The 13376-nt window shown below is 72.3% G+C and carries 9 protein-coding genes; 7 read left to right on the top strand and 2 right to left on the bottom strand.

From position 1 onward, the window contains the following. The first annotated feature begins 298 nt into the window (after positions 1-298). Positions 299-712: a DoxX family protein gene (locus tag QMG86_RS05265; protein WP_281878005.1), complete on the top strand. Its 414-nt coding sequence runs from the start codon at positions 299-301 to the stop codon at positions 710-712. On the opposite strand, the gene QMG86_RS05260 is transcribed toward QMG86_RS05265, so the two are convergent. Together QMG86_RS05260 and QMG86_RS05255 are read right to left on the bottom strand one after the other, a co-directional pair. Continuing rightward, positions 669-4895, bottom strand: a complete 4227-nt coding sequence (locus tag QMG86_RS05260) for an ATP-dependent helicase (protein WP_281878003.1) — start codon at positions 4893-4895, stop codon at positions 669-671. The two genes, QMG86_RS05265 and QMG86_RS05260, sit on opposite strands and share 44 nt — an antisense overlap. 43 nt (positions 4896-4938) lie before the next feature. Continuing rightward, complete coding sequence (locus QMG86_RS05255) at positions 4939-8346, bottom strand: ATP-dependent helicase (protein ID WP_434086157.1); 3408 nt, start codon at positions 8344-8346, stop codon at positions 4939-4941. 72 nt (positions 8347-8418) lie between these two features. On the opposite strand from QMG86_RS05255, the gene QMG86_RS05250 reads away from it, so the two are divergent. The 6 genes from QMG86_RS05250 to QMG86_RS05225 all read left to right on the top strand — a co-directional run bounded on the left by QMG86_RS05250 (position 8419) and on the right by QMG86_RS05225 (position 13318). Next, positions 8419-9195 carry an alpha/beta hydrolase gene (locus QMG86_RS05250; protein ID WP_281878000.1) on the top strand — a complete coding sequence of 259 codons (777 nt, stop codon included), beginning with the start codon at positions 8419-8421 and terminating at the stop codon, positions 9193-9195. A 4-nt stretch (positions 9196-9199) separates the two neighbouring features. Continuing rightward, on the top strand, positions 9200-9511 hold the full coding sequence (locus QMG86_RS05245) for an MGMT family protein (protein WP_281877999.1): 312 nt from the start codon (positions 9200-9202) through the stop codon (positions 9509-9511). 54 nt (positions 9512-9565) lie between these two features. After that, positions 9566-10321 carry a VOC family protein gene (locus tag QMG86_RS05240; RefSeq protein ID WP_281877998.1) on the top strand — a complete coding sequence of 252 codons (756 nt, stop codon included), beginning with the start codon at positions 9566-9568 and terminating at the stop codon, positions 10319-10321. A gap of 82 nt (positions 10322-10403) precedes the next feature. Then, positions 10404-12146, top strand: a complete 1743-nt coding sequence (locus QMG86_RS05235; protein ID WP_281877997.1) for an NTP transferase domain-containing protein — start codon at positions 10404-10406, stop codon at positions 12144-12146. 488 nt (positions 12147-12634) lie between these two features. After that, the gene (locus QMG86_RS05230) at positions 12635-12805 is read left to right on the top strand and encodes a hypothetical protein (RefSeq protein WP_281877996.1); all 171 of its coding nucleotides are present in this window, start codon (positions 12635-12637) and stop codon (positions 12803-12805) included. Between the two features lie 171 nt (positions 12806-12976). Continuing rightward, complete coding sequence (locus QMG86_RS05225; RefSeq protein WP_281877995.1) at positions 12977-13318, top strand: DUF1330 domain-containing protein; 342 nt, start codon at positions 12977-12979, stop codon at positions 13316-13318. The last annotated feature ends 58 nt before the right edge of the window (positions 13319-13376 follow it).

Below are 13376 nucleotides of genomic sequence, written 5' to 3'. Positions count from 1 at the left end.
GCGGTGTACTGAGCTCGTCGGCATTCGAGCTCGGGACTCGTGTTGCGTGGCGGCGTCGGCTATTGAGTCGAGCGGTCCTTGGGTCGCGCGATGGGCGAGTGCTCGAACGCGAACCGAGGCTTGCGAACGGCATACGCGGGGTCTCGCTTCGCTCGGGCGTGGTTGCGGTGTGCTGGGCGCGTCGGTGTTCGAGCTCGGGATTCGGTGCGCGTGGCTCGGCGTGTGCCGGTCGGCGGGGCCCTCGCGGCGGCGAGCGGCCCGGGCTCGACGCGGAGCGGTGTAGATGTAAGGGTGCCTCATGGCTGAAAATACGCTGACATCCGTGCCCGACGGCGCGCGGCGGCCTGCGCTGGCTCTCGCCGCCCTGCTGTTCGGGGCCGGAGTGTTGCATTTCGTCTGGCCGAAACCGTTCGATTCGATCGTGCCGCGCTTCCTGCCCGGCAAGGCTCGTGACTACACCTACGCTTCCGGCGTGGCCGAGATCGGCGTCGCCGCCGCCCTCGCGATCCCGCGTACCCGCAGCTTCGGCGGACGGATCGCGGCGCTGCTGTTCATCGCGGTGTTCCCGGCCAACGTGCAGTTCACCGCGGACATGCTGGCCAGCGAGAAAGCGCCGCGGCTGCTCAAGGCCGGCTCGGCCCTGCGGCTGCCGCTGCAGATCCCGCTGATCACTCAGGCGCTGGCGGTGAGCCGGCGGGCGCGGCGTTCCTGATCAGTTCGGCCAATTCCTCCGGACCGGCCAGGTTCACCGGCGCGATGGTCCGTCCGGTGCGCACGTAGTGGAACGCGGCGCCGATCCGGTGCAGCATCTCGTGCTCCGGCCGTCCCTCCCGGGCGGCCATCAACCGTGCCCAGGCCAGGCGATAGACGGCCAGCTGCATGGCGACCGCCGGTTCCTCGGCGGCGCTGGGTTCGGCGCCGGTCTTCCAGTCGACGACGATCCAGCGCCCGCCCGGTTCGGCGAACACCGCGTCCATCCGTCCGCGGATCACGGTGCCCGCGATCGAGGTCTCGAACGGAATCTCGACCTCGATCGGGCTGCGATCGGCCCAGCGGGAATTCAGGAAGGCCTGCTGCATCGCGGTCAGCTCGGCGTCCAGCCCCGCGTCGGCCGCGCCGCTGTCGGCCGCGCCCGGCAATTCGTCCAGACCCAGCAGGCGCGTGGAACCGAACCAGCGCTGCACCCACGCGTGGAAGGCGGTGCCGCGACGGGCCAGCGGGTTCGGCGGGTAGGGCAACGGGCGACGCAGGCGAGCGGCCAGTCGCGCCGGGTCGGCACGCAGCTCCACCAGGGCGGTCGCGGCGATCTGCCCGGGGAGCTCGACCTCCCCGGCGGCCGTCGCGGCGTCCTGGTGCTCGGCCAGCAGGGCGTCGACGTCGGCGGCCCAGCCTTCGGGATCGTCGAGATCCGGGTCGGGCTGGATGTGCGCGGGCCGGTAGGGGTCCTCGGGTGGCGGTGGCGCGAAGCCGGTCGCGGCGAATGCCCGGTCGTCGGACAAGTACTCCTCCACCGGGTCGGGTCCCGGGCCGAAGTAGGGCTCGATGTCCGCGTAGGGGTCGGCGTATTCGGTTGCCGCGAAGTCCGCGAAATCGTCGGGCGGGTAGTCGTCGTCGGGCGGGTAGTAGAACGGTTCATCCGCGGGCTTCGGCGCGTCGGGCGACGGGTACGAAGGCGGTTCGTCCAGGAAGCCCGGCTCATAGTCAGCGGGTGCAGAACGGCTTCGGGTCCGGCGGTTCGGGCCCGCACCGGGCTCCCGATCATCGCGTCCGGCATCGGCGGGACGGGTGCGGAGGTCGGCCAGTGCGGCGCGGACCAGCGCGGCGCCTTGTTCGATCGGGTCGCGGCGGGTGCTGAGCGGGTCGCGGGGCCACTCGGCGGTCGCGGGGTTGTCGGTGAACGGGTTGACGGCGTCGGCGGCGGGCGGGTCGTCCCAGCGGTCGATCGTGAGAACGCCGTGGGCCGGGCTGCCGGTGTCGTCGTTCGCGTGCTTCAGTTCCAGCAGGAAGTCCGAGGGCCCCTTCGGGGAACTGCCGGTCTCCGCCCAGTAGTGCGCCGAAACCAGCAGCGCGCGTTCGGTTCTGGTGAGCGCGACGTAGAACAGGCGGCGTTCCTCATCGATCCGGCGGCGCTCCAGCGCTTCCTTGTGCGCCTTGATCGCGCGATCGAGGTCCGCCCGGTCGTACAGGTCGGTGAGATCGAGCACCGGCACGCCCTCGGCCGCGTCCTCCTGCTGACGGTCACCCCGCAGCGAGGTCGGCAGCTCCGCGAGCGCGCCCAGCCACGTGCCGGAACCGACCTTGGACGGGAACACGCCCTCGACCACGTGCGGGACCGCCACGATCTCCCATTCCAAACCTTTGGCCGCGTGCACGGTCAACACCTGCACCCGGTCCTTGGCGACCTCGACCTCGCCGGGCTCCAGTCCGTTCTCGACCTCCTCCGCGGCGGCGAGGAACGCGAGCAACCCGCCGAGCGAGGCGCCGGTGTCCGCGGCGTACCCGGCCACCACCTCGGCGAACGCGTCCAGATGCTCGCGCCCGGCTCCGGCGCCCGCCATGGCTCGCCGGGTCTGGGTCTCCACCCCCACGCCGATGGTGCGCTCGACGTCGGCGACCAGCTCCGCCAGCGGCTGCCCGCTGCGTTCGCGCAACGCGGCCAGCTCCCGGCCCAGCGCCTCGATACGGGCGAAGCCGGCGGGCGAATAGTTCTCCGCCGGGCCGGGATCCGCGATCGCGTCGGCCAGCCCGGCCTGTTCGGCGGGTTCCGGAGCCACTTCGCGCAACGCCTCGTCCAGCGCGGCGCCGTCGGTGATCTCGGCCGGGCCTTCCGACCCGGGACGCCGGATGGACAGGTCCCTGGCGCGGCGGGCGAGCGCGGCGATGTCGGCGACTCCGATGCGCCAGCGCGCGCCGGTCAGCACGCGCATGCCCGCGCTGCCCGATCCGGGTTCGGCGATCAACCGCAGGGTGGCGACGATGTCGGCGACCTCCGGTGTGGCGAGCAAGCCACCGAGCCCGACGATCTCCACCGGAAGACCTTGGCCGCGCAGCGCTTCCGCGAGCGGCGCGGCATCGGCATTGCGACGCACCAGTACCGCCGACGTGGGCGGCTGCTGTTGCGCCGCCCGCCGGGCTGCCCACTCCGCGGCGATCCGCTCGGCCACCCACTCGCGTTCGGCGGCCACGGTCTCGGTCAACGCCAGCGCGACCACTCCCGGCCCGGCGTCGGGTTTGGCGCGCAACGCGTCGACCGTGACGCCGCCGCCCTCGAGCGCCTTGCGCCGCAATGGGTCGGCGACGAGATTGGCCAGCGCCAGCGCTTCGGGCGGATTGCGCCAGCTGGTCAGCAACGCCAGCGTCGGGGCGGGCACGCCTGGCGCACTGGGGAAGTCGGTGGCGAACCGGGGCAGATTCGCCGCCGAAGCGCCACGCCAGCCGTAGATCGACTGCATCGGGTCGCCGACGGCGGTCACGGCAAGGCGCTGGGCTTGGTGCGGCGGCGGGGTCTGGTCGCGTCGCCGAAGTGCGGCGTGCGGATCGTGCGCACCGGCGAACCTCGGTTGCCCTTCGCTATCCGTATCGCCGTCGGGGCCGCGCTGCGGAGTGTCACCAGCGCGAGTGTCGGCAGTCCGCGAGAACGAGGTGGCCGGTGGCACATTCGGATCGCGCTTGCCCTCGACCGGCTGCTGTGCCCGGCTATCCGGCGCGAGCCGGTCGGTGGCCGGAGCCCGAGCGTCGTCCGAGGACCACAGTTGCCCCGTGGACGGCTCGAGATGCGCCTTTTGCGCACCGGAGCGTGCGGAAGTGCTTGCGGTCGGCGCATCCGAGCCGTTGGCGGCGCCGCGCGACTCACGCTCGCCGCCGTGCGCGCCGGGGTGCGTCGACCGCCGGACATCGGCGGAAACGTCTGCGTCAGCCGAGTCTCGCCCTCCGGCAGCAGCGAGATCGCCGTGCGTGGCTTGCGTCGAGGCCGCCGGGTCCGGCGCACCCCCGAACAGGGCGGCGAGCAGAACTCGCTGCGCGTGGCCGGTGTCCTGGTACTCGTCGAGCAGGACCAGGCGGAAGCGGGCGCGTTCGGCGGCGGCGACCTCGGGATGCTCGGCGGCCAGGCGGGCGGCGAGGGACATCTGCGCGCCGAAGTCCAGGGCGCCCCGACGGCGCAGCGCCTCGGCGAGTTCCTGAACCAGGGGCAGCAGCGCTACCCGTTCCCGCTGCACCTGCACGATGTTCAGCAGCGTCTGGCTCGGCCCGCCCCGCTGCCGCGGACCGGCGGGCAACGTGTACACCAGCTTCGCCAGCTCGGTGTGCGCCTCGGCCAGATCCTCGGGTTCGACCAGATGCTCGGCCAGCTGCCCGGACAACGCGAGCACCGCCTCGGTGACCGACACCGGGGTGCGCTCGGTCTCCAGGTCGCCGTCCCAGGTGCGGACCACCTGGTGGGCGAGCTGCCAGAGCTGGGTCTCGGTGAGCAGGGTCGCCGAGGGCTCCACCGGAAGGAGCAGTCCGTGTTCGGTGAGCAACCTGCCGGCGTACGAGTGGTACGTGCTGATCTCCGGTTCCGCGCCGGTCAGCTGGGCGCGCAAGCGGCCGCTCGGGTCGAGTTCGCGCAGCAGCGGCGCGCCGGCGAGCCTGGCCAGCCTGGTCCGGATGCGGGCGGTCAGCTGCTGCGCGGCTTTGCGCGTGAAGGTCAGTCCGAGCACTTCGTCCGGCAGGACGAGCCCGTTCGCGACCATCCACACCACACGCGCGGCCATCGTCTCGGTCTTGCCCGCGCCCGCGCCCGCCACCACCAGGGTCGGGCCGGGCGGCGCGGCGATCACGGCGGCCTGTTCCTCGGTGGGCGGTGGCAGTCCCAGCGCCTGTGCCAGCTGCTGCGGCGTCACCCGCCCGGTCACGGCGGCGCCCCGGCGACCGGCCGCGGCGAGACCGACGGCGCGCTCACTCGTCGGTCACCTGCCTCCCGCGGTCCTGCACGGGGCAGCTGCCCGTCACCGGGCAGTGGCGGCATCCGTCGTTGCGCATGGCGAGGTAACTGGGGCCCTGAGTGGACGCGGCCGCCTGATGGATGGTGTCGCGCCAGTGTTCGAGCGCCTCGGCGTCCAGCGGCGGCTGCATGCGCTGGGTAGCGCCCTCCGCCTTGCTCGGCTTCGCGACGTACACCAACCGCGCACCACCGGGTTCGCCGGTGCCTGCTTCCGCGTCGGCGGAGCCGGATTCCGCCGGTGCGTCGAGAGCGCCCGCGGCGGCCGCCACCTGATAGGTGGCCAGCTGCGCGTGATCGACGGCGGCCTGCTTGGTGATCGGGGATTTGCCGGTCTTCACGTCGACGATCACGAATCGGCCTTGCGCGTCGCGCTCCAGCCGGTCGATGCGGCCGCGGATCCGCACGGCGCGTTCGTCTTCGGTGCGCCCGGGCAGCACACAGTCCACCGGCACCTCGACGCCGGCCTGGGTGAGTTCGCCGCGGGTGTTGCGGACCCAGGCCAGGAAGGTCTCCAGCATCGCCTCGGTGCGGCGCAGCTCCTGGCGGGAATGCCAGCCGGTCCCGGGATCCACCGCCCGCCAGGCGCGATCCAGCGCCGCGTGCACCTGATCCTCGGGCACCTTGCCCGCCAGCGCCTGCACCAGCGTGTGCACCAGGTTGCCTTTGACGGCGTGCGGATTGTCGCCGTCGGTGCCGCCGTGGCGTTCCAGCGCCCAGCGCAGCGGACAGGTGCGCAGCAGTTCGACGGTGGAGGGCGACAGCGCCACCGCGCCGTCGTCCTCGGTCCACAGTGGACGCCCGGAGCTGAGGTCGGCGGTGCCGTACCAGTCGTCGGGGTGGGTGCCGCGCACGCCAGCGTCCGCCAGGCGCGCGAGCTGATGCGCGGCGCGCCGCCTGCGCTCCGGGTCGGCCTCGGGATCGCAGACGACGCCGCGCAATTCGGCGACGAGCGAGTGCATCACCAGGGCGCGGCCGGGATCGACCACCGGAAGCGCACCGGGCTCGCCGTCGTCGTCGTGGCCGAGCAGTTCGGCGAGAAAACGCGAGGGCACCAGATCGCGTTCGCCCGAGACCGACTCCACGGCGGTGACCAGCAGCGATCGCCGGGCCCGGCTGCACGCGACGAACAGCAACCTGCGCTCCTCGGCGAGGATCGGCGCGGCACGGCTCACCCACTCCCCCGCATCGGACACGCCGGCGGTGAGATCGATCAAATCCTCGGTGTGCAGCAGGGTGCCGCGAGCACGCGGGTTGGGCCAGATGCCCTCCTGGACGGCGGCGACGGCGACCACATCCCATTCCCGCCCGGCGGCGGCGTGCGCACTCAGCAGCGCCACCGCCTCGCCCGGCAGCGTGCGCGGGGCCGCGTCCTGCGGAATCTCCTGCTGGGAGAGGTATTCGACGAATCCTTCGATGCTCGCGCGCGGCAGCCGGTCGACATAAGCGGCGGCCGCGTCGAACAACGCGACCGCGGCGTCCAGATCGCGATCGGCCTGCATGCCGACCGCGCCGCCGCGCTCCGACTGCGCCACCCAGCGCCGCTCCAGCCGGGAACCGGTCCACAGCGCCCACAGCACGTCTTCCAGACCCGCACCGCGCCCGCGCCCCTTGCGGGCCCGGTGCAGTGCGTCCAGCACCCGGCGCAGCGGCGCGGCCTCGACCTCGGTGAGCCGGTTCAGGATCCCCGGTTCGCCGGTTCCGATCAGCAGGTCACGCAGGATCACCGCGGAGGGGCGGTCGTCGCGGTCCGGATCGTCGTCGGTCTCCCCGCTTCTCGCCCCGGCGCGCACCGCTTCCAGCACCGCCCGCCGGATGCCGCGCCGCAGCCGGCGCAAGGCGATCTGGTCGGCGCCGCCCAGCGGTCCGGACAGCAGGTCGAGGGCGTCCTCGGGTTCGAACGCGGGCTGGGCGCCCTGCTGCGCCGCCTCGCCCGCCAGGACCGCGCGCAGCGACAGCAGCATCCAGGCCGCGCCCCGCCTGCGCGCCAGCGGTGTGTCCAGCGCGGGCTGCTGCACGGGCACGCCCGCGGCGAGCAAGGCGCGCCGCAGCGGGGCCAGCGACAGCGGCACCGACCGGACGATCACCGCCATCCGCGACCACGGCACCCCGCCGGTGAGATGCGCGCGGCGCAAATGGTCGGCGATGAGCGCGGCCTCCTTCGCGGGCGTGGCCAGCACGCGCACCCGCACCTCGGTGCCGTCCTCCCGCGGATCGGCGTGTTCGGGGACGGGAATGCGCTGCGGCGCACTGCCCGGCAGCCGTGCCGCGATCCGCGCGACCGCCAGCTCCACCTGACCGCTGAACCGATGACTGTCGCGCAGCACGATGCGCCGCTCGGGTGGCACGTCGAGCCCGGCGACGAACCGCGCGTCCGCCCCGCGGAAGGCGAAGACGGCTTGATCGGGATCGCCCGCGATCACCGTGGTCCGCGCGCTGTGCCCGATGGCCTTGATCAGGATCGCCGCCTGCGGGTCCAGGTGCTGCGCGTCGTCGACCAGCAAGTATCTGATCCTCGCGCGTTCGGTGGCAAGCAGATTCGGATCGGCGGCCAGCGCGTCCAGCGCCGCGCCGACCAGTTCGGCGGCGTCCAGCGCGGGCGCGGTGGCCTCCGGCGCCTCGACCCCGACCGACCAGCGCAGCAGCATCGTCTGCTCGTAGCGGATGGCGAACCGGCCCGCCGCCACCCACTCCGGCTTGTCGTGTTCACGGCCGAGCCGCACCAGGTCTTCCGGCCCGATGCCGCGTTCGGTGGCGCGGAGCATGAGATCGCGCAACTGCTCGGCGAACCCGCCGAGCGCGAGCGCGGGCCGCAGTCGCTCCGGCCACAATCCGCGCGCGCCGTCGGCCATGTCGGCGAGATCGCCGCGCAGCATCTCGCGCAGCACCGCGTCCTGTTCGGCCCCGGTGAGCAGACGCGGCGGCGGGTTGCCGTGCGCCGTGGCATGTCGGCGCAGCACAGCGAAGGCGTAGGAGTGCAGGGTGCACACCAACGGTTCTCGTGTGGCGCCGGGCACACCGCCCTCGGCGCCGGGCTCGGGTCCGCTCAGCCGCGTGGTGATGGCGTCGCGCACGGCACTCGCCGCCTGCTTCGAATGGGCCAGTACCAGCACGGATTCCGGGTCGGCTCCGGCCGCGATGCGCTCGGCGGCGAGATCGACCAGCAGGGCGGTCTTGCCCGTGCCGGGCCCGCCGAGCACCTGCCAGGGCCGCCATCCGGGACGTGCGGGACCGGCCTCGGCCGCGGCGTCCAGCAGCGCGCGAACGTCGGCGCCCCAGTCTCGCGGCCGGGGCGCCACCACGTTCCGGCGAACCAGTCGCACCGCGCCATCCGATCGCACCACGCGGGCTATTGCAACAGACACGACCGACACGCCGGTACACGCCTCCGCCCGACCAGCGCTGCGGCCGATCGCGGCGCAGGTCAGAATGGACCGGTGTCTGTCTTGAATGTCCATCGGTTCGGTCCGACGACGGGACCGGTGGTGCTCGCCCTGCACGGTGTGACCGGTCACGGCAAACGCTGGGAAGACCTGGCCACCCGGCACCTGCCCGACGTCCGGGTCCTCGCACCCGATCTGCGCGGGCACGGGCGCTCCACCTCGCTGCCGCCGTGGAACTTCGAAACCATCGTCGAGGACCTGGTCGAGCTGGTCACCGCGGAGGCCGACGGCCCGGTGGTGGTGGTCGCGCACTCCTTCGGCGGCGCGTGCGCGCTGCACCTGGCGCATCGGCATCCCGACCTGGTGCGCAAGCTGGTGCTGCTGGATCCGGCCATCGCGCTGGAACCGGAATGGCTCAACGAGATCGCGCTGTCCACCCTGGTCTCGGCCGACTACGACAGCGTCGAGCACGCGCGCCAGGACAAACTGGACACCGGCTGGGGCGATGTCGAGCCGCGGTTGCTCGAAGCCGAACTCGACGAACATCTGATGCCCACGGCGGACGGGCGCTTCGGCTGGCGGATGAGCTTGCCCGCGGTCAACTCCTACTGGGGCCAGCTGGCCCGGCACTGGGTGCTGCCGCCCGCCGACCTGCCGACCGTGCTGGTGCAGGCGATGAAAGTGCACCCGCCGTTCGTCACGCCGGAGTTCCGCGCGGCGCTCACCGAGCACATGGGCGCCAACCTGACCGTGCTCGAATGGAACTGCGATCACATGGTCGCCCAGGCGTATCCGGCGCAGACCGGTGAGCTGGTGCGCTCGGTGCTCTGAGCCGATGCCGACCACCGACGCCCAGATCGAGCAGGTGCGCGCCCTGGTGGCGGCGGTGCCGCCCGGCCGGGTGGTCACCTACGGCGACATCGCCGCGGCCGCCGGGCTGTCCACACCACGCACGGTGGGCTGGATCATGCGCACCGACTCGGCCGACCTGCCCTGGCATCGCGTGCTCGGCGCGAGCGGCAGACCCGCCGCGCACCTGGCCCATCGCCAGTTGCGCCTGCTCGCCGAGGAGGGCGTGCCGATCCGGGACGGACGTGTCGACCTGCGCGCCGCGCGCTTCCCGTTGCCCGATCTCCCGGGTGCGTGAGCGCCCGTTACCGAAATTCCTCCCTGCCGCAATGGCGGCCAGTACCGTTGATCCATGCCCACCCGCCTGGCATGCGTCGTGTTCGATGCCGACCGGCCGCGTCCGGTCGCGGATTTCTGGGCCGAACTGCTCGGCTGGAGCGTGACCCTGGACCGCCCCGACGAGGTGAACGTCGCGTCCCCCGACGCCGACGGCGGCGAACTGGCGCTCACCTTCCTGCCCGCGATGCGGGCCAAGGTCGGCAAGAACCGCCTGCACCTCGATCTGGCCACCCGCTCGCTGGACCACCAGCGCACCCAGGTGGACCGGGCGCTCGCCCTGGGCGCGCGATCGGTGAACATCGGCCAAGGCACGGTGCCGTGGGCCGTGCTCGCCGACCCGGAGGGCAACGAGTTCTGCGTGCTCGAACCCAGGGAGGAGTACGTGGACACCGGAGCCGTCGCCGCGGTCGTGGTCGACACGCGCGACCCGCAGCGCCTCGCCGAGTTCTGGTCGGCCGCCACCGGCTGGCCGACCACCCGGCGCGGCGAGCGGCTGGCCGGGCTGCGTTCACCGACCGGCCTGGGCTCCTGGCTGGAGTTCGTGCGCACCCCCGACGCGGGGTCCGGCCGGACCAGACTGCGCCTGGATCTCACTTCGTTCCCGGCCGACGACCGGGCCGCCGAGGTGGCCCGGCTGCACGCCGCGGGCGCGACGACGGTCGACCGGGGCGCCCCGGCGCCGGAGCGGGACACCGATCTGGTCCTCGCCGACCCGGAACGCAACGAGTTCCGGCTGCTGCCACCGGCCCGCTTCTGGTCGAACGCCTGATCGAGGCCGTCCGCTGCCCGGCTTCCGGGCGATGACGAATTAGCATGGCCGCCATGGTGTACCTAGCTCGAGGTCGTGGCGTGTGACCGCCGCCGACGCGATCGTGCTCGCGGGCGGCCGGGCCAGCCGGATGGGCGGCGTGGACAAACCGGCCATCGTCATCGGCGGCCGATCCATGCTCGAGGTGGCGCTCGCCGCCGTGGCCTCGTGCGAGCAGACGGCGGTGGTGGGACCGCACCGGCCCGAGCTGGCGACGGAGATCATCCAGGTCCGCGAGGTGCCGCCCGGTTCGGGTCCGGTGGCGGCGATCGAGACCGGCCTGCGGGCGCTCGGGTCCGCCGCCCCGCTGGTGGTGGTGCTCGCCGCCGACCTGCCGTTCCTGTCGCCGTGGGCGGTGACCGAGCTGATCCGGCATGCCACCGAATCCGGCGCCGACGCGGTGTTCGCGGCCGACGAGTCGGGGCGGCCGCAGTACCTGATCGGGGTATGGCGGCGCTCCGCGCTGGCCGCGGCGCTGGACGAACTCGGCGCGCTGGTCAATCAGCCGATGAAGGCGCTGATACCGGCCGCAGCCGCGATCATTCCGCTCTCCGGCGTGGGCGACTGCGACACCGAGGAGCAGGTGCGGCAGGCCAGGGCGGCGGTCGACGCGCCCCGGCAGCAGCCGCCGCTGGATCTCGCCGAGGCGCGAGCCATGCTGCGCGACAGGCTTTCCCGGCTCACCGCGTACGAAGCCGATCTGCGTTCGGTGCTCGGCGCCGCGCTCGCGGGCCCGCTGACGGCCGCCGGTCCGCTGCCCCGTTTCGACGTCTCGGCGATGGACGGCTACGCGATAGCGGGCGATGGGCCGTGGCGCCTGCGCCGCGACATCGGTTTCGCGGGCGGGCGGCGACCGGTGGGGTTGCTGCCCGGCGAGGCGGTGCGCATCGCCACGGGCGCGCACGTCCCCGACGGCACCACAAGCGTGCTGCGCGACGAATTCGCGCATGTCGCCGACGACACGCTCTACCGCCTGCCGGACACCCCGCTGCGCGACGACATCCGCCGCCGCGGCGAGGACCGGGAGGCCGGTGATCCGGTCGCGCCGGAAGGCACGCCGGTGACGGCGGCGCTGATCTCCGCGGCCGCCAGCGTCGAGGTCACCGCAGCGCCGGTGCGCGGCCCGGTACGCGCGCGCATCGTCATGACGGGTGACGAGATCCGCAGCGAGGGACCGCTGCAGGCGGGGCAGACGCGCGACTCGATCGGCCCTATCCTCCCGGATCTGTTGTCCTGGTGCGGTATTCGCACCACCGATCGGGTGCACCTGCGCGACACCCCGCACGGCTTCGACGAGGTTCTGACCGTCGCGCCGGATTGCGACCTGCTGACGATCGTCGGCGCGACCGGCGGCGGGGCGGCCGACCAGCTCCGCGCCGCCTTGGCCCGCGCCGGAGCCGAGATCGTGGTGCCACGACTGCGGCTGCGCCCCGGCGGTTCCACCGTCGTCGCCCAGCTCCGCTCCGGCACCACGGTGCTCGGCCTGCCCGGCAACCCCTTCGCCGCGGTCGCGACGCTGCTGGCGCTCGCGCCCGCGATCGTCGAGGGCCGCACCGGCGCCTCCCCCGCCCGCCCGCTGCGCGGGCCGCTGCACAACGCCGCGGAGATCGCCGCACCGGTGCCGCGCATCGTTCCGGCTCGCGCCGCCGACGAAGGCGGCTGGATCGGCGACCCGGCGATCCGTACGGCACATCTGGGGGGCCTCGTCGACCGCGACGGCCTGGTCGTCGTTCCGCCCGGCGCCGAGGACGGCACGATCGTCGAATTCCTGCCGCTGCACCACTGAGCCCTCGTAGCAGCAGGACAGCGGAATGAATTGCGCCACTTGATCTTACAGCGACCACGGCGCGCACAGGGCATGCGCTACCTGTGCGGACACATCGCCGACGTGCAGCGAAACTCGTGTTATCGCAGCGTGTTTCGTTCGTCACGGTAGTGCCGCTTCCATCGCATGCCCGGCCCCGCGACAGCAGAATTGAATTCGACGCAGGATATGCCGACAGTGCCTGATCAAGCGATATCGAACTAACGTCCACCCGTCCGCCGAGTTTGTTCCGAGCCTTGACACAGGCCGTAGCAGGAAACTCCTACGCAAGGTAGATCCGAGTCTTATTTGTTATTAAAATCCAGGTCCATAAGCGCCCCTACCTGGGCATATGTCCCGAGCTGGCCGCTCATAGCCATATTTTTCAATTCCCCTTCCGGAGGTCATACCCGCTCGCTATCGTATGTTCGTTAGGCGAATATCAATCCCCCGGAAAGGACCGTGTGGAGATGACTGAAAAGTCGAAGAAAACGCCTAAGAAAATGCCGAAGCAGATGCCGAGGCAGCAGCAGCAACAGCGCCAAGAGCAGGACATGCGCGAGGGCACGGACATGGAAGGCCGTCGGGGCATGAAGAACGATATGCCCGACCGGCGCGGCGAGCAGGAGCGCCGCCGCTAATTCATCTGCGCCACCCGCGCCGCCGGCCCCACCTCCTCCCGGGACCGGCGGCTGCGGTCGTTTCCAGACCGGCGTGCTTACCCCCGAGGTAATTGTCACCCCGCACGAGGCGGACCTACCGTCGATTCGACGCCATTCCCGGTGTCATCGAACGAAGGAATGCCAAACGCCATGCCCGCCTATGGCTTCGCCCACCTCCGCAGTCGCAGGCCCCACCCCGACATCCTCGAATACCTGGAACGCATCCAGGCCACCTTGGATCCGTTCGGCGGTCGCTTCGTCATCCACGGTCCTCCGGCCGAGGTCGTCGAGGGCAGCTGGCCCGGCAGCATGGTGCTGATCGAGTTTCCCGGGATGACCGAAGCCCGGGAGTGGTACCACTCGCCCGCCTATCAGGAGATCCTGCCGTTGCGCGCCGAGCACATCGACGGCGACCTCCTGCTCATCGAGGGCGTCGGCCCCGGCTACGACCCGCGCGAACGCGCCGCCAAGCTGCGAGCCGCTGCCGGCTGACGCGATTTCGGCGCGCCGTCCCCGTCCGATACCGTTGACCAGGCACGACACGGCTCGA

Origin of the sequence: Nocardia sputorum (assembly GCF_027924405.1) — a bacterium.
Classification (GTDB): domain Bacteria; phylum Actinomycetota; class Actinomycetes; order Mycobacteriales; family Mycobacteriaceae; genus Nocardia; species Nocardia sputorum.
Note: the sequence above shows the minus strand (reverse complement) of the source record. Positions and strands in the feature narration are given on the sequence as shown.